This window comes from Adhaeribacter radiodurans (assembly GCF_014075995.1).
GTDB lineage: Bacteria > Bacteroidota > Bacteroidia > Cytophagales > Hymenobacteraceae > Adhaeribacter > Adhaeribacter radiodurans.
Genome location: NZ_CP055153.1, coordinates 6,251,907 through 6,273,970, shown reverse-complemented (window position 1 = coordinate 6,273,970; position 22,064 = coordinate 6,251,907). Strand labels below are relative to the sequence as shown.

At 44.8% G+C, this 22,064-nt stretch carries 6 protein-coding genes; all 6 read right to left on the bottom strand.

Features of this window, described 5'->3' with window-relative positions; translation table 11 throughout:
• Positions 1–59 precede the first annotated feature (59 nt).
• On the bottom strand, positions 60–4,727 hold the full coding sequence (locus HUW48_RS24805) for a T9SS type A sorting domain-containing protein (RefSeq protein WP_182413484.1): 4,668 nt from the start codon (positions 4,725–4,727) through the stop codon (positions 60–62).
• 482 nt (positions 4,728–5,209) lie between these two features.
• Positions 5,210–9,694, bottom strand: a complete 4,485-nt coding sequence (locus tag HUW48_RS24800) for a T9SS type A sorting domain-containing protein (protein ID WP_182413483.1) — start codon at positions 9,692–9,694, stop codon at positions 5,210–5,212.
• Positions 9,695–10,137: 443 nt separating this feature from the next.
• A complete protein-coding gene (locus HUW48_RS24795) occupies positions 10,138–12,501 on the bottom strand; it encodes a DNRLRE domain-containing protein (RefSeq protein WP_182413482.1) in 2,364 nt (787 codons plus the stop codon).
• Between the two features lie 230 nt (positions 12,502–12,731).
• Positions 12,732–13,067: a T9SS type A sorting domain-containing protein gene (locus HUW48_RS24790; protein WP_182413481.1), complete on the bottom strand. Its 336-nt coding sequence runs from the start codon at positions 13,065–13,067 to the stop codon at positions 12,732–12,734.
• 47 nt (positions 13,068–13,114) lie between these two features.
• Positions 13,115–17,089 carry a hypothetical protein gene (locus tag HUW48_RS24785; protein WP_182413480.1) on the bottom strand — a complete coding sequence of 1,325 codons (3,975 nt, stop codon included), beginning with the start codon at positions 17,087–17,089 and terminating at the stop codon, positions 13,115–13,117.
• A gap of 341 nt (positions 17,090–17,430) precedes the next feature.
• Positions 17,431–21,930 carry a T9SS type A sorting domain-containing protein gene (locus tag HUW48_RS24780; protein WP_182413479.1) on the bottom strand — a complete coding sequence of 1,500 codons (4,500 nt, stop codon included), beginning with the start codon at positions 21,928–21,930 and terminating at the stop codon, positions 17,431–17,433.
• Between the last annotated feature and the right edge of the window lie 134 nt (positions 21,931–22,064).

Here is a 22,064-nt window from a genome sequence, read left to right as displayed (position 1 = left end):
AAAAAAAGTAAGCCGGATAGCATTCTTGCTACCCGGCTTACTTATACAATTAGAATTATTTACTTCGTCAGGAGTATTTTTTGTTGCTGACGAGTAGTAGGAGTTTGCAGTTGTAAGAAGTACATTCCGGCTGCTTTATTACTGGCTTGCCATTCTACTTCATACTTCTGATCAGCTTTGGCTTCGCCCTGGAACAAGGTAGTTATTTCTCTACCTTGATTGTCGTACACCTTTACACTGGCTGGTTGCGTTTGCGGTAAAGTAAAGTTTACTTTTACTTTTTCCCGGAAAGGATTAGGATACGCTTTCAGCAGGTCAAGTGTAGCCTCCTGCACCGTAGCGGGTACTACCGGAGCAACTTGTCTTTCAGCTATTATTGGGCTGTTTTGCGGAGCTACTTTCACTAACCAGTAATCGTACCCACCCTGGCTGGGCTGCGTTCTATCGCCACTCGCGTCGGAATCTGACCTTCCTCCCAAGATAAAACCACCATCTTCCGTTTGGGCCGCCGTCCGGATTTCGTCGTAGCCATTGCCACCAAAGCGTTTGTCCCAGAGCATTTCGCCGGTGCTGGTAGTTTTTACGATCCAGTAATCACTCGAACCCTGGTTGCCTTGAGTCTTATCCCCACTTTGGTCCGACTCGGAACGGCCCGCCAGTAAGTAGCCGCCATCACTGGTCAGCAAGATTGTGCGCAGCCCTTCATCACTGCTGCCGCCAAAGCGCTTATCGAATAATTTGTCGCCACTAGCGTTTATTTTAAGCATCCAGAAATCTTTGCCACCCTGGCTATTTTGGCTGCGATCTCCTTCGGCGCCGGAGGTACTGTGCCCGGCAATAAAGAAGTTACCCGTGTTCGTGCCCGTACTACCCAAGTCCATTAGGTTGTCTTCGCCACTTCCGCCAAAACGTTTGTCCCACACCTTTGTGCCCGCGCTATTTACCCGGATTACCCAATAATCGCTGCCGCCCCGGCTGTTCTGCGTTTTGTCGCCGCTAATACCCGAGTACGAACTGCCGCCCAGTAAATACCCGCCGTCCAGGGTTAAGGCTAAACCTTCCAGGTTCTCGTTTAAGGAACCGCCGTAACGTTTATCCCAAATCTTAGTACCGTTACCCGAGATTTTTACCACCCAGAAGTCTTGTCCGCCCCGGCTAGCCTGGGTTTTATCGCCGCTTACCGGGGAGTTGCTCAAGCCTGCCAGCACGTATTCGTCGTTTGAGAGTTGGAGTACTTTCTTGAGTTCATCATAGCCACTGCCGCCGTAGCGTTTATCCCATTGCTTAATGCCCGTGCTACTAATTTTCACGATCCAGAAATCGCGGTTACCGCGGCTGGCTTGCGTTTTATCGCCACTCACTTCCGAAAGCGAGCTACCCCCGAGTAAAAAGCCGCCATCAGAAGTTTGAATAATGGTGTTCAGATAATCATCACCGGTACCACCAAAACGTTTGTCCCAGAGCTTTTTCCCTGCAGCATTAGATTTCACAATCCAGTAATCATTCAGGCCGCGGCTGCTTTGGCTTTTATCGCCACTTATGCCGGAATTGGTATAGCCACCTGACAGGTATCCGCCATCAGCGGTTTTAATAACTACCGTAAAGGCATCGTTACCCGCACCGCCGTAACGATTATTCCATTGAGCCGAAAGCGGTTGTTCTTCTACTTTTATTTTTACGATCCAGTAGTCAGATCTTTGATAATAATTGCCGCTCGGGTCCCAGTTTGCTTGACTCTTATCTGCGCCTATGCCCGAAGCCGAAGAACCACCCAACACATATTCGCCCTCACCTGCCGGAACAATATCTGCTAAAAAGTCATTGCTGAAACCTCCTACAACACGGTCCCACTTTTTAGTACCTTCTCCGTCTATTTTTATTACCCAATAATCATCCCGTGCCGGCGATTCCGGATCTTCAAACCGGGGATCTTCACTTTTGCTAGCTCCTTTACTGCCATTAGAAGTACCCGCCAGTAAATAATCCCCATCAGCCATTGGAACAATCTTGTTCAGGATAGAATTTCCGGTTACAAAGAACCAGCCCTGGCCATCGGATGGGGCATCTGAGATGCCCTGATAAGTTTTATCCCATACTTTTTGGCCATCCTGATCTATCATTACTACCCAATAGCTTTTTATAAAGTAAGAATATTCGTCGCCGCCCAGGTTATCTTCACTTTTCTCAGCACCTTGATTGGCGTTGGAAGAGCCGCCCAGCAAAAAGCCACCATCCGGAGTAGCTACTAGAGACGATAGAATAGATTCCCCGAAGTAGAAATTGCAATCTTCTCCGGTGGAGGGGTCGCAGCCGCCTTGCTCAAAAGCATCCAGAGAACCGCCAAAAGTTTTATCCCAGATTTTAGCGCCGTTTTCCTGAATACGTACTACCCAGTAATCTTTTTTGGCACGGGCGGTTTGGCTCTTATTGCCGCTAATGCCCGAAGCCGAAGAACCACCCAGTAAATAACCGCCATTATCTGAAGCGACAATAGCCGCTAACTCGTCTGCTTTATTGCCACCGTAAGATCTATCCCAAAGCTTGTCACCGTCTTCGTTTATTTTTATTACCCAATAGTCGGTATCGCCTTTACTGGCCTGGCTTTTATCGCCGGTAACACCCGAGGTCGAGGCGCCACCCAACAAATAATTTCCATCGGCAGTAGCCAGCAACACGGTTAAATTATCGGCCATATTGCCGCCGTAAGCTTTATCCCAAAGCTTGTTTCCTTCGCTATCTATTTTTACAACCCAATAATCGGTTCCTCCCCGGTTTACCTGACTTCTATCTCCAGAAATACCCGAAGCTGAAGAACCGCCCAGTAAATATCCCCCATCGGGAGTAGCTAAAATAGAAGTAAGATTATCGACTCCTTTGCCGCCGTAAGAATTGTCCCAAAGTTTTTTGCCTTGTTTATCGGTTTTTACCAACCAGTAGTCTTCTCTTCCTCTGTTGGCCTGAGTTTTATTGCCGCTGATGCCGGATAATGAAGAACCTCCTAGCAAATAGCCGCCATCCTCCGTAGCCACCATAGCAGTAAGCTTGTCCAGATTAGTACCCCCAAAGGTTTTATCCCAGGGTTTTTGAATATCGTTGCGAACTAAAAAAGTACGGGTGGCTTCGGCGGGTAGATAATTTGCATTCCCGGCCTGATAAGCTTTAATGGTTACTTCGCCTAAACCTGTTACCGTAACCATATTGTTGTTTATAGTTGCCGGGCCAGATACTACACTAAAAGAGACAGGCAACCCGGAAGTGGCGGTGGCAGATAGAGCAAATGGCGCATCGCCTAAACTTTTATAAGGAATAGGTTTGAAATTGATGGTTTGGCTAATATTGGTATTACTGTTATCCAGTTTTACGATCCAATAATCATTAGAGCCTTTAGAATCTTCGGATTTATCGCCGGAAGCATCATTAATAGAAGAACCACCCAGAATGTAATTACCATCGCTGGTTTGTTGCAGAGAAGCTAAAGGATTAGGATTGGGAGATCCACCAAGGGTTCTTTCCCAGAATTTACTGCCATTGGCTTTCAGTTTAACTACCCAAAAATCTTCTATACCTTTACTTGTCTGGGATTTATCGCCGCTAAGACCTGAACGGGAAGTACCGCCCAGAACATAGCCCCCATCTGAGGTTTGCTGCAAAGCTGCTAAATCATCGGCTTGGTTTCCGCCGTAGGTTTTATCCCAAGCTTTCGTACCATTAGCACCTATTTTTATTACCCAATAATCTGTATCTCCTTTATTGGCTTGAGATTTTTCACCGCTTATTTCGGAGTAAGAAGATCCCCCTAGAATATAGCCGCCATCGTTGGTTTGGTGCAAAGAAGTTAAATTATCATCGGAAGCACCACCATAGGTTCTATCCCAGGATTTATTACCATTAGCGGAAATTTTGATAACCCAGTAATCTTTAAAGCCTCGGGAATTTTGCGATTTATCGCCACTTATACCAGAAGAAGAAAAACCACCCAGAATATAGCCACCATCATTGGTCTGCTCCAAGGCCGCTAATTCATCGGCCTGGTTACCACCAAAAGTTTTATCCCAAAGCTGGCTACCATTAGCATTTAATTTTACAACCCAGTAGTCCGATTCGCCTTTATTGGCCTGGGTTTTATTGCCACCAATACCCGAGTCTGACCAACCTCCTAAAATATAACCGCCATCGCTGGTTTGACGCACTGAATACAAATAGTCGTTTCCGCTGCCGCCTAAAGTTTTATCCCAGGCTTTGGTACCATTAGCGGCTAATTTTACTACCCAATAATCCCATTCGCCTTTACTAGCTTGTGATTTATTGCCTCCTATACCCGACTGTGATCTGCCGCCCAGAATATAGCCGCCGTCGCTGGTTTGCTGTATGGAAGTTAAGAAATCATCGGAAGTACCACCCAAGGTTCTGTCCCAAACTTTAGCGCCACTTGCATTTAATTTTACTACCCAAAAGTCATCACCGCCTCTACTATTTTGAGATTTATCCTCACTGATATTGGAACCGGAGTAGCCACCGAGAATATAACCCCCGTCCTGGGTTTGTTGGATACTACTTAATACATCCCAATCGCTGCTGCCAATAGTTTTATCCCAAATTTTATTTTGGGCAAAAGTGAGAACCGGAAGCGTTAAAAGAAGTAACAATATAACGGAGAAGCCACGCCACCTGGGCGCTAATACCGGGGTTAATGAAACCCTGCTGAAATTAGATAAAGGTTTTTTCATAGAATGTAAAATATTAGTGAGTAAAATAATGCTATTGTTAAACCTGAAATCGTGTTCTGCTTTTAGGATTTTACTATTTCTACATAAAAAATTGATTGGGTAATTTGCAATAGTTGAAATAGATAACTCCCATTTGCAGATGTATTCCTAAATTCCGCTAGCAGGCAGATTGTTACCTATTAATTTAAAATAATTTTTATTTTTAATTGGATCGTTCTTGTTAGAAGAAGCAATTAGCCCTTCTTTATTAGTATAATGTTTAGCTCTGCTGCATAAAATTATTCTACATAAGCAATAGCCATGTATTAGCTTAACTGCAATTAGTACGTGTTTTTACCAGTAAATCCCAAAAACAAGGCTTGGAATATTGCAAAAGTAGCCCATTCTCTTAAGCGAAACAGTAGAAGGTAGCCTTTACCTTTCAGAATAAAAAAAGCCGGGCAGGATAGATCCTAGCCGGCTTTTAGTAAATTTTGCTTTATTTACCTCGTTAAGAGCAGTTTTTGTTGCTGGGGTGTAGTAGGGGTTTGCATTTGTAAAAAGTACAAACCAGCGGCTTGGTTGTTCGCTTGCCATTCTACTTCATACGTTTGATCGGCTTTGGCTTCGCCCCGGAACAAAGTTGTTAATTCTTTACCTTGGTTATTGTACACCTTCACACTAACTGGTTGCGTTTGGGGTAAAGTAAAGCTCACGGTTACTCTGTCTCTGAATGGATTTGGGTACACTTTTAACAAGTTTAGCTTGGCTTCCTTTACTGGCTCAGTGGTCATTGGCAGGGCTTCTCTGGCTGCTACAATCGGACTGCTTACCGGAGCTACTTTCACGAGCCAGTAATCCATTCCTCCTTGGCTGGGCTGCGTTCTATCGCCACTCACGCCCGAGTCGGAGCGACCACCTAAGAGCAACCCACCGTCTTTGGTTTGAAAGATTGTTCTTAGTTCTTCGGTGCCACTACCACCAAATCGCTGATCCACTATTTTTTCGCCTTTTTCATCTGCTTCTACTATCCAATAATCACTACTGCCTTGGCTGGCTTGCGTTTTATCACCGCCGATACCTGAATACGAGTACCCAGCCAGAATATAATGCCCACCGGTGGCAAACTCACTAAAGCGTAATTCGTCGTCCTGGCTGCCGCCGTACGTTTTATCCCAGAGTTTGGTTCCCTTGGCATCTATCTTTACTAGCCAGTAGTCTTTTTTACCCCTACTCGCCTGGCTCTTGTCGCCACTCTTACCGGAGGTACTCGTGCCCGCCACAAACAAGTTAGTACCATTGCTTCTTCCTAAAGTGTACACCTCCTCCTGCCCATTGCCGCCCAAGGTTTTTTCCCAGAGTAAGTTTCCATCCTGATCAATTTGCACCAGCCAGAAATCGTTATTGCCCTGGCTTACTTGACTTTTATCGCCGCTGATGCCCGAGTAAGAACTACCTGCCAGCAAAAAGCCCCCACCTTGTGTGTCGCTAAAGCTACCTAGTTTTTCTTCCAGGTTGCCACCATAGCGTTTATCCCAGAGCTTTTCGCCGGTGCTGCTGAGCTTTATAATCCAGTAATCACTACTACCCCAACTAGCCTGGCTTTTATCCCCGCTTTTAGGAGAACCGCTGTTGCCACCTAACACGTACTCGCCGGATGGTAGTTGCAACACTTTCCGGAGGTTATCGGAACTACTGCCGCCAAAAGTTTTATCCCATTCTTTGTTGCCCTGTTTATCTACTTTTACAATCCAGTAATCCCAATTGCCCCGGTTAGCTTCCGTTTTATCGCCGCTATTTCCCGATAGCGAACTACCACCGAGTAAATACCCGCCGTCTCTGGTGGGATAGACGCGGTTAAGAAAATCATCTTCGCTGCCGCCATAGCGTTTGTCCCAGAGTTTTTTGCCATTTTTATCACTTTTCACAATCCAATAATCATATTTGCCCTGACTCGGCTGGCTTTTGTCTCCACCCACGCCGGAGTTGGTGTACCCCCCACTTAAGTAACCTCCATCCGAAGTTTTAGTCACGGAAGTAAGATTATCCGTACCCGAACCACCGTAACGCATATTCCACTGAGCAGTAAAGGGCTGGGCTTCTTTTGTTTTCACCAACCAGTAATCGGCGAAGCCTCTGCTAGCTTCACTTTTCTCACCTCCTATCTCTGACCTGGAAGTTCCGCCTAATAAATAACTGCCATCCGGATTTACCATTACAGAGAATAACTCATCGTTACCAGTACCGCCAATAGTTTTATCCCAGAGTATCTCCCCGCTATTATTTATTTTGATTACCCAATAATCCGTACCGCCTCGATTAATCTGGCTTTTAGCACCACTTATTTTAGAATTAGATTCCCCACCGAGTAAGTAACCACCATCCAGGGTAGTGGCAAGAGTATTTAATTTATCTCTGCTATTTCCCCCGTACGTTTTATCCCAGAGTTTCTTGCCTTTATCATCCATCTGGAGTAACCAATAATCTTTGCCCCCATAACTGTTCTGCGTTTTATCGCCACTTATTTTTGAATCCGAAGAACCACTTAACAAAAATCTTCCATTGGCGATCTCCAGCAGGCCACTCAGTTCGTCGGTTCCAGTGCCACCCAAGGTTTTATCCCATTGTTTGTTGCCCGAGCCATCTATCTTAACCACCCAAAAGTCCGCCGTTGAATGACCTTTATTAGCTTCCGACTTATCTCCCTCTTTCCCTGAGTTTGAAAAGCCGCCCACCAAATAACCGCCATCGCGAGTAGAAATAATAGAAGTTAAATTATCATCGCCAATACCCCCAAAAGTTTTATCCCATTGTTTAGTACCAGTGCCATCTATCTTTACTAACCAGTAGTCAAACGAACGTTCCCCTCTACTAGCTTCCGTTTTGTCAGCTCCATTATCCGAGTTAGAATAACCACCTAATAAATAGCCGCCATCTGCTGTAGGAATAATTACAGTAAGAAATTCGGAGAAATTACTACCAAAGGTCTTATCCCAAATTTTATTGCCATCAGAATCTAGCTTTATAATCCAGTAATCAGTAGATCCCAAATAACCTTTATTCGGTTGGGTTTTATCGCCATTTTTGCCAGTATCGGAAAAACCACCCAGCAAATAACCACCATCTGGAGTGGGCACCAGAGCCCCTAAATTCTCAATGCCATTTCCGCCAAAGCGTTTATCCCAAAGTTTAACGCCTTTACTGTCTGTCTTTACTATCCAGTAATCGTTGCGGCCCCGGCTAGCTTCGCTTTTATCGCTACTCCTTTCCGAATCTGAATCTCCTCCCAGTAAATAGCCGCCTTCCGGGGTGGAGATAATGGTTTCGAAGTAATCATAAAAATTGCCCCCGTAACGTTTGTCCCAGAGTTTGGTAAACGCTGATACATTCTCAACCAGAAAGCTACGGTAAACATCCTGAGCCGGGAAATAGCGGTCATCGCCGGCCTGCGAAGCTTTAATGGTAACCAAGCCTGTACCAGTGAGGGTAATTATATTATTTTTAAGAATAGCCGGGCCGGAGACCACGCTTAAGGTAACCGGTAGTTTTGAACTAGAAGAAACGAAAAGCGGAAAAGGCTTATTATCTAATGTTTTGTTTAAGACAGGTTCAAAGGTAATGCTCTGCCAGTTTTTGCCGCTTTCCTGCAGTTCTACTATCCAGTAATCATTTACTCTTTCGGGTTCGCTTTTATCACCACTTTGAGCCGAACTGGAAGTTCCGGCGAGCAAGTAACCCTTATCGGTAACCGCTAAAGCCGCTAATTCGTCATTCAGATTCCCCCCAATGGTTTTATCCCAACTTCTATTGCCATTTTCATCTATTTTAATAATCCAATAATCATACGTTGTATATCCTTCGCGGCCCCGATTGGCTTCTAACTTATCGCCTGCTATACCAGAGAAAGACCAGCCTCCCAACAGATAGCCATAACCCGGAATAGTAACAATAGCCGTAAGCTGATCATAATCATTCCCACCTAAGGTTTTATCCCATAGCTTCTTACCGTTACTATTTATTTTAACGAGCCAATAATCACCACTACCCCGGCTAACTTCCGTTTTGTCGCCACTAGCGGTAGAATAAGAGCTGCCCCCCAGCAAATAACCCCCATCCTTTGTAAGTGCTATTGTTGTTAAGTGATCGGCTTCGCTGCCCCCAAAGGTTTTATCCCAGATTTTATTTCCATTGGCATCTACCTTTACTACCCAGTAGTCCGAAGTTTCATAAAACCCTCTTTGGAGTAAACCCCTGTTTGTTTCACTTTTATCTCCACTCTTGCCCGATGTAGAATGCCCTCCCAGTAAATATCCCCCATCAGGAGTAGTTACCATGGATAATAATTTATCTTCATCGTTGCCGCCGTAAGTCTTATCCCAGAGTTTGTTTCCTTTTGCATCTACTTTTATCACCCAATAGTCAATCCAACCCTTATTCTCCTGGGTCTTATCGCCACTTATTCCGCCAGATTGCGAAGAACCGCCTAGCAGGTAACCGCCGTCCGGGGTAGCTACCAGAGTTTTTAATTCATCAAAATCATTGCTGCCAAAGGTTTTATCCCATTGTTTAGTGCCATTGGCACCAATTTTTACCACCCAGTAGTCATAAGTTCCGTTGTTTCCTCCTCGGTTTGCTTCACTTTTCTCGCCGCTTTTACCTGAAGAGGAGAACCCACCTAACAAAAAGCCACCATCCGGGGTAGCTATCATGGTCTGTAATTCATCCTGGCCGCTTCCCCCAAAGCTTTTATCCCATTCCTTTATTCCGTTTTTATCTGTCTTTAGTACCCAATAATCATTGGCCCCTCTTCTGCTCGTACTTTTATCACCGCTTTTCCCAGTCCAGGAAGTACCACCCAGTAAGTAACCCCTATCTGGTGTTACTACCATAGCTTTAAGCTCATCTGATTGGTATCCCCCTAAAGTATTATCCCAGATCTTGTCTTGGGCAAAAACTCTAATTAAAGAAGTAGCCCAGAATAGCAACATAAGAAGTAGACATTGCCTGCAGATATTAAAAAATTTAAAGTTTAGGCAGAAAAAGAGTAATGATAGTTTCATTGGATAGGGCAATTAATTAAGGTAAAAGTAAAATATAAAGGCACGAGACTACCGGCTCACCAGCAGCTGAAAGATTGACAGCCAGAAAGTAGAATTAGTAAATAAAGGCAGTTGATATTCTTTTATTTACTCTATAAATTAAGCATTTATACTGAATTTTACTAAATGTTTTTGCTTAAAAGTTCTGGAGATTGAAAGGATAAAAAGAGGCGCAACCAGGCTGATAGTAGGTAGCGAAAGGATAAATTTTAGAGTACTTTTTATTGTAATGGATGAGCCCTAACTGCCAAAAATATTTAAAAACTGTATCACAAAATTAAGCCGGATAGAAGATACTACCCGGCTTTATGAGACGCATATATTTACTTTTATTACTTCGTTAATAGTAATTTCTGTTGTTGCTTTTGCGTTGGGGTTTGTAGTTGCAATAGATACATTCCAGATGCTTGCTTTCCGGCTTGCCATTCAACCTGATATTTTTGGTTGGCTTGCGCCTCACCGGTAAACAAATTGGCTACTTCCCCGCCTTGGCTATTGTACACTTTTACTTGAGCAGGTTGCGTTTGGGGCAAAGCAAAACTAATTATAAACGTACCCGAAGACGGATTGGGGTGAGCCTGGAGCAGACTGAGTGTTGCTTCTGCTGCCGGTTCTGCTACCAACATGATTTCTCTGGCTGTTACAATGGGTGTAGTTTCCGGGGCTACCTTCACCAGCCAAAAATCATAACCGCCCTGGCTGGGTTGGGTTCGATTGCCACTCACCCCCGAGGTTGATTTACCGGCCAGCAAGAAGCTACCGTCATTTCCTTGAATAACTGCCCGAAGTTCTTCGGCATCGATGCCCCCGTAGCGTTTATCCCACTGGTATTTGCCGTTGGCATCGGTTTTCACGATCCAGTAATCGCTACTGCCTTGGCTGTCTTGGGTTTTGTCGCCACTTTTATTTGAGAACGATTTACCAGCCAGTAAATACCCGCCATCCCGCGTCTGGATACTAGCCCGTAATTCTTCGTCTAAACTGCCGCCATAGCGCTGGTCCCACACTTTAGCACCTGTACTCGAAATTTTCATCAACCAAAAATCTTTACCGCCCTGACTGCCCAACGTTTTATCGCCGCCGGCGGGAGAATTACTCTGGCCAGAGATAAAGAAATTGTTGCCTACTTTTCCGACAGAATAAACTTCGTCGTGACCGCTGCCACCATAGGTTTTATCCCAGATTTTAGTACCATCTTTATCCAACCGGATTAACCAGAAATCGTTGCCTCCACGGTTTACTCTGCTTTTATCGCCGCTCTTGCCTGATAAGGAACTGCCACCTAACAAATAGCCCTCATCTGAGGTCTGCACAATGCCTCCTAAAGCCTCATCTAAGTTACCACCGTAGCGTTTATCCCAAATTTTGCTACCTGTATTGTTTATTTTAACAATCCAGAAGTCGTTTTTGCCCTGGCTATTTTGGCTTTTATCGCCGCCAGCCGGGGAGTTGCTGTAACCTGCTAAAATGTATTCGCCGGTAGAAAGTTGAATAACTTTTTTGAGCTCGTCGTAGCCCGAGCCTCCGTACCGTTTATCCCATTGCTTAGTGCCCTCCTTATTTATTTTTACTACCCAGTAATCCCGGTTTCCCCGGCTTGTCTCTGTTTTATCGCCATTTTTACCCGATAAGGAAGACCCCGCTAATAAGAAACCGCCGTCTTTCGTTTGAATAATGCGATTCAGGTAATCATCATCCGTACCCCCAAAGCGTTTGTCCCAGAGTTTCTTGCCCAAGTCATCACTTTTTACAATCCAATAATCATTTTTGCCCTGACTAGGTTGGGTTTTATCGCCGCTCACGTTAGAGTTGGTATAACCACCGGATAAATAGCCGCCATCCGCTGTTTTAATAATAGTGGTAAAGCCTTCGTTGCCCAAACCGCCATAGCGCTGGTCCCAGCCTTCGTTAAGGGTATAGGTGATACTCAGAATGGGCCGGAGGGATTCAACAGTATTTTCTCGTGAAGCAATGAGCTTAGCCGTAAAGGTAGGTTCCTCGTTTACTACTTTTAAAAGCCACCCAAAGTTACCCGCTGGGTTATCTACCCAGGCTTGAACATCAGCGGTTAAATCAGAAATAACCAAAGGACCTGTTGCAACATCACCCGTACTGGCAGAAGCCGTTGGATTAAAATCGCCGCCGGGGGTAGTCCAGGGGGTACCAGGTAAAGAAGCATGGCTCCAGGTGGACTCTAATTCTCCCCAATTGGCGGTTAATTTATGCAAAGCTACCGGAACCATTCCCTTGGCTCTCGTTACAGTTAAGGTAAGAGTAGCGGCATTAATTTTACTTCCGGCCGGAATGCGGCTAAGGTCAAAGTGAAATAAGGCTCTTTGTACTGTATTCCCGCCCTGGGTTCCGGTTCTGCCTACATGAAGATTGACTAGGGAGCCTTCATTTTTTGTAGAATTAGTCGAAGATATAGCATTGTCCTTATCAGCGGGGATAGAAACGGTTACGGGAGCTTTGGCTGGTACTACCTTTTTATATTGGGAGAAAGCAGGATTAGAGGAAGATAATAAAGTAAAAAGTAGAATAAGGTTTACAAATAATGGGGATAAGATCTTTATTTTTAATGGCTTATTCTCCATTAATAACAGCAAACCTTTTTGCCTTAACGGGCACAACTGCTGGTAAAGGTTCCGGATATAACCACTTGGGGCTTGCCCAGAACAAAGTAAAACTTGTTTCATAATAGTGGGATTTAAAGGTGTGTGGAAAGACAAATAAGTTAAAGAAATTTATCGATATTTAATTAGTAGTACTATAACAGGATTCAAATTCCAGTTAAGAAATCCGCAAAAATCTAAAAAATTACTGCCAAGATTTCTTGTTCAAAGGTTTTGCTAACTATTAAATTATTAAAAGGGGTACTCTGCAGCCAAGCCAGAAAGCAGAACTGCTGGTTGGTTGCAAAGTGAAATTATTTAACTAAAATCAATTTCTCCTGTTGGCGGAGGCTAGGTGTTTGCAGTTGCAGTAAGTACAAACCAGCGGGTTTTGTACTTGCTTGCCATTCTACATGGTAGGTTAGATTAGCTTGCGCCTGGCTGTTAAACAAAGTTGTAATTTCTTTTCCTTGATTGTCATAGACTTTGATGATTGCCGATTGGCTTTGTGGTAAGGTAAATTGCACGGTTACTCTGCCTTGGAACGGGTTCGGATAAGCAGTCAAAGTCCGAGTAACAGAAACAGCTTCCTCAGCTGGAGTAGCTTCTCTTTCGGCTACGATCGAACTGGTTGGAGCAGAGAATTTCACGAGCCAGTAGTCGGTACTGCCTTGACTCGGCTGGGTTCTATCTCCACTTACCCCGAGGTGGAACGACCACCCGCCACATAGCTGCCTTCAGCTAGTTCCAGAACCGTGCGTAGTTCTTCTTCGCCACTTCCGCCTAATTGCTTATCCCATTGCAGTTGGCCTTTGTCATTGGTTTTCACCAGCCAGTAATCTTTCTTACCTTGACTTGCTTCCGTTTTGTCGCCGCTCTTATTAGAAGTTGAACTTCCGCCTAGCAAGTAACCGCCCTCCTGAGTGAGAATAACCGAACGGAGTTCTTCGTCCTGGCTGCCGCCATACACTTTATCCCAGAGCTTACCGCCTTTGCTGTTGAGCTTCAAGAACCAATAATCTTTGCCTCCTTGACCGGCCTGCGTTTTATCGCCGCCTTTACCCGACGTACTTGTGCCCGCCACAAAGAAGTTACCCGAACTAGTACCGGTGCTGCCCAGGGCTAGTAACTGGTCTTCCCCACTGCCCCCATAGCGTTTGTCCCAAAGCAAGTTTCCATCTCCATCAATGCGCACCAGCCAAAAATCAGAGTTGCCGCGGCTGGCCTGGGTTTTATCCCCGCTTACGCCTGAAGTAGAAGTGCCGCCCAGCAACAAGCCGCCGTCCAGGGTAGGAGCCAAACCTTCCAGTACGTCTTCACCGGAACCCCCGTAACGTTTGTCCCAGATCTTCTCCCCGGTAGCCGAGATTTTGAGTACCCAGTAGTCTTGTCCGCCCTGACTACCCGGACGTTTGTCGCCACTGGCCGGAGAACTGCTCGTACCAGCCAGAAGATAGCGGCCAGAAGGTAGTTGAATAACTTGCTTGAGCTCATCGTAATCCGAGCCGCCATAGCGTTTGTCCCACTGCTTCGTGCCTTGGGCATCTATCTTAACAATCCAGTAATCCCGATCGCCTTGGCTGGTCTGGCTTTTATCTCCGCTTTTATCCGACAAAGAACTGCCCGCCAGTAAATACCCGCCATCACTGGTTGAAATAATAGAATTCAGGTAATCCTCGCCACTACCCCCATAACGTTGGTCCCATTCTTTTTTGCCGTTCTTATCTGATTTGACAATCCAGTAATCTTGCTTCCCTTGGCTTGCTTGTGTTTTATCCCCACTCTTATTTGAGTTGGTGTAACCACCGGATAAGTAACCACCATCCTTTGTCTTAATTACTGTAGTAAAGTTATCCTGGCCCGAACCCCCGTAGCGCATATTCCATTGAGACGTTAGAGGTTCCTCTTCTTTTATTTTTATTACCCAGTAATCCATATACCCATTAGTAGCTTCGGATTTATCGCCATTTTTACCCGATTCAGACGCGCCCCCAAGAATATATCCCCCATCCAAAGTTTGTTGTACTGTACCTAAGTAATCATTTTTATCTCCGCCAAAGGTTTTATCCCAAATTTTAGCTCCACTGGTATTCAGTTTTACAATCCAATAATCATCCCTACCTCTACTTACTTGTGATTTATCGCCGCTGATGCCAGAATTTGAATTCCCACCCAGAATATAACCTCCATCATTGGTTTGTTGCAGGGAGTTTAAATTATCACTACGGTTTCCGCCAATAGTTTTATCCCATTCCTTGCTGCCATCCACCTTTAACTTGACAATCCAATAATCATAGTCACCTTTACTATCTTCGGATTTATCGCCAGATATTCCCGAATAAGAATACCCCCCAAGAATATAGCTGCCATCGCGGATCTGATGCACTACGCGTAAAGCATCCTCACCTGCTCCCCCAATGGTTTTATCCCATTCCATGCTGCCATCGGCCTTTAGCTTCGCTACCCAATAATCAACAGAACCTCCTCCCAGGATATACCCCCCGTCGCGAGTGGGTTGGAGTGAGGTTATCCTAATACGACTAATAACTTTATCCCATTCTTTCGTACCATCCGCTGTTATCTTCACTACCCAAGCACCATAAGAAGCTTCAGTTTTATCTCTGCTTTTGCCTGAGTAAGAATACCCAACCAAAATATAGCCCCCATCGCTACTCTGTTTAACCAAACTTAAGTTATCCAAGCCACTACCCCCGATAGTTTTGTCCCATTCTATGCTACCGTCGGCTTTTAGCTTCATTATCCTGTAATCACTGCCACTACCCCCCAGAATATAGCCTCCATCATTGGTTTGTTGCAGGGAGTATAAATTATCACTACCGCCGCTATAAATAACTTTATCCCAGTCCTTGCTGCCATCCGATTTTATCTTTACAATCCAGGTGCCTGATACTTCTTCAGATTTATCACCGCTTTTACCCGAATTAGAATACCCCCCCAGAATATAACCGCCATCAAGAGAGAGTTGAAAAAATAATCCAAATTCGTTATTACTGCCCCCTAAGGTTTTATCCCATTCTTTTCTGACAGCTCCCGGAGGATCTACGAAAAAGGAAACAATAGCTTCAGCTGGTCGGTAAGTATCCGTGCCCAATACAAAGGCTTTTACCTTCACGGTCCCAGCGGCAGTGAGTGTTATTATATTTTTATTAATGGTAGCCGGCCCAGACATAACTTGAAAGCTCACCGGCAAACCCGAACTAGCCGTAGCTGATAGGGTAAAAGGTGCCTGACCTAAGGTTTTATTCGTAATGGGCGGGAAAGTAATAGTTTGATTTTTAGTAATAAATCTATCCAGCTTTACTACCCAATAATCGGTACCGCCTTTATTAGCCTGCGTTTTATCCCCACTCTTGCCGGATTCGGAGGAACCGCCCAAAATATAGCCGCCATCTAGAGTTTGTTGAAGAGAAAAAAGTCTATCTTGCTCTTTACCCCCAATGGTTCTATCCCACTCTTTGCTGCCATTGGCTTTTATCTTTACGAGCCAGTAATCCTTCTGGCAATAGCCATATCTGTCAGTTCCTCGGCATCCTTCCGTCTTATTTCCACTAACTCCGGATTCAGAAGTACCACCCAGCAGATACCCGCCATCACTCGTCTGCTGCAGTGAAGTGAAGCCATCAAGTCCGTTACCTCCCAAGGATTTAACCCATTCTTTATTGCCATCGACTTTTAACTTCGCTAGCCAGTAATTAGTATTACCGCCTCTGGAACCTCCTAGAATATAGCCGCCATCCAGGGTCTGTTGCACCACAGAGCGCAAGTCATCGCTACCACTTCCACTAAAGGATTTATCCCATTCTTTACTGCCATTGGCTTTTAACTTCACTACCCAGTAATCTTGACCACTAGAATCTTCAGATTTATCGCCACTTTTGGGAGAATAAGAATTTCCTGTTAGAATATAGCCGCTATCACGCGTTTGCTCTAAATGGGTTAACTTATCATCATATCTTCCCCCATAAGCTTTATCCCATTCTTTACTGCCATCGGCCTTCACCTTTATTATCCAGTAATCATAGCCGCCTTTATTGGCCTGGGTTTTATCGCCACTGATGCCAGACTCAGAACTGCCTCCCAAAATATAGCCCCCATCGCTGGTCTGTTGTAAAGAGGTAAACTCATCAAACCAGTTACTGCCAAAGGTTTTATCCCATTCTTTGCTGCCATCCGGTTTTAACTTCACTATCCAGTAATAACCAGGACAGTAATCTCTATCACATTTTTGGGATGTTCCTCCAAGAATATAGCCCCCATCGTTGGTCTGTCGGACAGAAGTTAATTTGTCATCAATATCGCCGCCGTAGGTTTTATCCCACTCTTTACTGCCATCGGCTTTTAGCTTCACTACCCAGTAATCAGTAGTAGGGGTTCCAAAATGCTCTCCCCCAATACTAGGTTCCGATTTATCGCCACTTTTGCCGGAAGTAGAAGTACCTCCTAAAATATAGCCCCCATCGCTTGTTTGCTGTATTACGGATAATTCATCCCAACCATCTCCGCCAAAGGTTTTATCCCAAATTTTATTCTGGGCAAAAACATTCGCCGAAAGACTTAAATATAGAAACACAACTAAATTTATAACCCACCACCGGAGCAGCATTTTTAGATTAAGTAGCACTTGGCAGAAAAGAGATAAAGGTGTTTGCATTGATTATAGGATTAGGGTTGGTGAGGTAAGAAAAAAAACACAAAGCAGGTCTCGCTTTTTTAAAAGATAACAGCAGGTAAGTTTAAGGCCGCTTGTCAGAGAGGAGAGTAATTAAATATAGAAAATTACTTCTCTCTTTCCTATTTTGAAGGATGGTTTAGTTTTATATTTTAGTAAAATATTTATAGAAATAAGAATTAGAAGGTGTATACAGACTGTTTTATAAAAGGTTGATCTAATCTTTTAAAGCATGCATAAATTATTTACTGTTTTGTGGTTTAAAAAAACAAAGCCGGATAGTGCTTTAACTACCCGGCTTTATGTAACTATTTACTAAATTTTTACTTCGTTACTAACAATTTTTGTTGCTGGCGCAAAGTGGGGGTTTGAAGTTGTAGTAAGTACATGCCCGCCGGTTTATTACCGGCTTGCCATTCTACTCGGTACGGTTGTTTGGCTTGCACCTGGCCCTGGAACAAAGTAGCGACCTGCTTGCCTTGTATGTCGTACACTTTTAGAGTAGCGGTTTGGCTTTGCAGCAAAGTAAAGCTAACGGTAAGCCGTTCTTTGGCTGGGTTTGGCGATGCGGTGAGCAGGTTAAACGTTGCGTTGGATATTGGCTCTGCTTCTGCTACAGCCTGCCGGGAAGTAGCTAAAGCGCTGCTGAGTGGCGCTACTTTCACCAGCCAGTAATCGGTGCCGCCCTGACTGGACTGAGAACGATCGCCACTTACGCCGGAATCGGAGCGGCCACCTAAGAGCCATCCTCCGTCACTGGTCGGGAATACGGTGCGTAGTTCTTCGGCTCCGCTGCCACCAAACCGCTGATCAATTAAGCTTTTTCCTTTCTCATCTACTTGCACAATCCAGTAATCCGTACTGCCCCGACTGGCTTGGCTCTTATCGCCTCCGGCATCAGAGTAAGAAGTGCCCGCTAAAATGTAGTTGCCTTCGTCGGTGTAGGAACTGGCTTTCAGTTCATCATCTTTGGTGCCCCCAAAAGTACGATCCCAAACTTTTTCGCCTTGTTGATTTACTTTTACCAGCCAGTAATCTTTGCCACCCAGACTGGACTGGCTTTTATCGCCACTCTTATCAGAGTCGCTGGTGCCGGCCAGGTACAGGTTATCGCCGTGGCTACGCCGCACGGAGTTAACTTCATCCTGACCGCTGCCGCCGAAAGTTTTCTCCCAAAGTAAATTACCGTCTTTGTCGGTTTTTACGGCCCAAAAATCACTGCTACCCTGGTTTTCTTGCGTTTTGTCGCCGCTGATGTTAGAATAAGAACTGCCACCCAGGAAAAAGCCGCCGTCTCTGGTGTCGGTGAAACTGCCTAGCTTGTCGTCTTTGCTGCCGCCATAACGTTTATCCCAGAGCTTTTCGCCGGTGTTGCTCATTTTTACTAACCAGTAATCTTTACCGCCCTGGTTGTCCTGCGATTTATCGCCGCTCTGCGGTGAACTGCTGTATCCGCCTAACACGTATTCTCCGGAAGCTAGTTGGATTGCTTTAATCAGGTCGTCGGAGCCACTGCCTCCGAAAGTTTTATCCCATTCCTGATTGCCTTGTCCATCAACTTTTATTACCCAGTAATCCCGATCGCCTTGACTGGCTTGAGACTTATCGCCGCTTTTGCCCGACAAAGAATTACCTGCCAGCAAATACCCGCCATCTAAGGTTTGAATAACCCGGTTGAGATAATCTTCCCCGCTGCCGCCGTAGCGTTTATCCCATTCTTTTTCGCCGTTTTTATTACTTTTTACAATCCAGTAGTCGTTCATTCCCTGGCTATTTTGGCTCTTATCGCCGTTGTTGCCGGAATTGGTATAACCGCCCGATAAGTAACCACCATCCCGTGTTTTGATCACCGAGGTTAAGTTATCTTGGCCATTACCTCCGAAACGCATATCCCAGACGGTATTCAGCGTAACTTCTTCTTTCAACTTTACAATCCAAAAGTCGGTGTTACCTTTACTCGATTCACTTTTATCGCCAAAAACGGCGGAGTTGGAGGTGCCGCCTAAAATGTATTCTCCGTTGCCGGTTGGGAGTACCGAAGCCAGTACATCGTTATCGTTACCGCCCAAGGTTTTATCCCAAACTTTGCTGCCATCGGCTTTTAATTTAATTATCCAATAGTCGTAGTCGGGTGCACCGCGCGGAACCTGAGTTTTGTCGCCGGAAATAGCCGAAAAAGAATTTCCCCCTACAATATAGCCGCCATCGCTGGTCTGCCGCACCGACGTTAATACGTCGCTTTCGTTACCGCCCAGAGTTTTATCCCAATCTTTGGTACCATCGGTTTTTAACTTTACTATCCAGTAATCGTGTTGGCCGATAGAAGCCTGGCTCTTATTGCCGCTAATGCCCGACCAGGAATACCCACCCAAGATATACCCTTCGTCGCTGGTTTGCTGTAAGGATGACAAATAATCTTCGTCTGTGCCACCAATGGTTTTATCCCAGGTTTTCTCCCCGTTCGCTTCTAATTTTACAATCCAATAATCGGTGCTGCCAATCCGGGCCTGAGACTTTTCGCCGCTAATACCCGATAAAGAATAACCTCCCAAAATATACCCGCTATCTTTGGTTTGCTGGATAGAGGTTAGAACATCTTCGTACCGACCGCCAATAGTTTTATCCCAGGATTTGCTACCATCGGCTTTTAATTTTACTACCCAATAATCAGAAATGCCCCGGTTCGCTTCGGTTTTGTTCGCCCCGATGCCGGAAGTAGAATAGCCACCCAGGATATAACCACCGTCCTGGGTTGGCTGCACGGAGGTTAAATAATCTTCATTTCGGCCGCCCAGGGTTTGATCCCATTCTTTCGTGCCATTTGCGCGGAGTTTTACTACCCAGTAATCCCAACTGCCTTTGGTAGGCTGCGATTTATCGCCGCTCATACCAGAAAAAGAATAACCTCCCAGAATATAGCCACCGTCTTTGGTTTGCTGAACAGAGCTTAAATAGTCTTCTCTATTACCGCCAATGGTTTTATCCCATTCTTTACTGCCGTCAGCTCTTAATTTTACGATCCAGTAATCCTGACCACCTTTACCCGTTGCTGATTTATCGCCATTTTTGCCAGAGGATGAGCTACCCCCCAAAATATACCCTTTATCGCTGGTTTGTTGCACGGAAACTAACTGATCAGAGGAGTTACCGCCAATGGTTTGATCCCACTGTTTTTTCACCATAGAAGGCGGCTCTACCAAAAAGGAACGAGTAACGGAAGCTGGTAAGAAAATGGTAGTACCTAGTTGAGCTGCTTTTACCGTAACTGTTCCCAATCCCGTTAAAGTTAATTTATTGCCATCGCTAATGGTTGCCGGACCAGATTCAACGGTATACGTAATGGGCAAGCCCGAGCTAGTAGTAGCTTCTAAAGTAAGCGGTGGATCGTCTACGTTTTTATAAAGAATAGGCGCGAAAGTAATAATCTGGTTCAGGTTGGTGCCGCTGTTATCTAGTTTGACCACCCAATAATCATAGCCTCCTTTATTTTTTTCGGATTTGTCGCCGTTGTTACTTGTATACGAAAAACCACCTAGCAGGAAATTACCATCCGAGAGCTGCAGGATAGAAGAAAGATTATCGTCGCTGTTGCCGCCAATGGTTTTATCCCAGGCAATGGAACCATCGGTATTTAATTTCACGACCCAATAATCGTTACCGCCTTTACTTATCTGCGTTTTGTTTCCACCAATCCCCGAAGAAGAGTTACCACCCAGGATATAACTGCCATCGCTGTTTTGCTGCAAACCAGTTAAATTATCCCAACCGTTGCTGCCAATGGTTTTATCCCATTCTTTGCTGCCATCCGCATTCAACTTCACTACCCAATAATCATTGTTCCCTTTACTTGCCTGGGTTTTATCATCGCTTATGCCGGAACTAGAATAGCCACCCACAATATAACCACCATCACTGGTTTGCCGCACCGCTGTCGGGGCATCTCCATTATTACCTCCAATGGTTCGATCCCAAGCTTTACTACCATCCGCGTTTAAACTTACTACCCAAAAATCATCGCCCCCTTTACTATCCTGCGATTTATCACCACTAATATTGGCAGAAGAAACGCCAGTTACAATATAACCGCCGTTTTTAGTTTGTTGGATGGAAGTTGCCTGATCATAGCTATTACTTCCTATAGTTTTGTCCCAGGCTTTACTCCCATCGGCCTTTAATTTTACAATCCAGTAATCCTGACCACCTTTAGAAGCTTGCGATTTATCGCCACTTAAGCTGGAATTAGAATTTCCCAAGATGATATACCCTCCATCTTTGGTTTGCTGCAAAGACTGGAGTTCTTCGTTGTCGTTACCTCCTAAAGTCTTATCCCAAACCTTATCTCCTTTAGCATTCAATTTTACAATCCAGTAATCCTGACCACCTTTAGAAAACCCAGATTTATCACGGCTTTTCCCCCCATAAGTATGCCCCCCTAGTATATATCCGCCATCGCTGGTTTGCTGGACAAAACGAAAATAATCCCAATCAGAACTGCCAATAGTTCGATCCCATTCTTTGCTACCATCAGACTTTAATTTTACTATCCAGTAATCATATCCACCTTTATTATTTTCTGATTTATCAAATTTTTTGCTGGAGTAAGAAAATCCTCCCAGGATAAAGCCCCCATCGCGGGTAGGTTGCACCGAACTTAAATAATCGTCGCTGTTGCCGCCAATAGTTTTATCCCAAAGTTTGTTCTGGGCAGAAGCTTCTGCCATAAAAAGTAAATTTAGCAACAGGGTAGCTCCTAAAATGCGCCACCCGGGTGTTCCTACCCAATACTTTTTAATCAGGCAGAAACCAAATATTACTATTTTCATAAATGTATACGTTAACGAATAGGTGATTTTTAAAATTGAACTTACTCATTCGAAAAGACCAGCTACCTGACAACTGGCCACCAAAGAGCCGCAGAGAAAAACAAGTAAAAACAGAATACTGCTTCTTGTACTTC

Coding starts and splice junctions, on each gene's coding strand:
- HUW48_RS24785 (WP_182413480.1), bottom strand. CDS start 17,089: ATGCAAACACCTTTATCTCTTTTCTGCCAAGTGCTACTTAATCTAAAA.
- HUW48_RS24805 (WP_182413484.1), bottom strand. CDS start 4,727: ATGAAAAAACCTTTATCTAATTTCAGCAGGGTTTCATTAACCCCGGTA.
- HUW48_RS24795 (WP_182413482.1), bottom strand. CDS start 12,501: ATGAAACAAGTTTTACTTTGTTCTGGGCAAGCCCCAAGTGGTTATATC.
- HUW48_RS24800 (WP_182413483.1), bottom strand. CDS start 9,694: ATGTTGCTATTCTGGGCTACTTCTTTAATTAGAGTTTTTGCCCAAGAC.
- HUW48_RS24780 (WP_182413479.1), bottom strand. CDS start 21,930: ATGAAAATAGTAATATTTGGTTTCTGCCTGATTAAAAAGTATTGGGTA.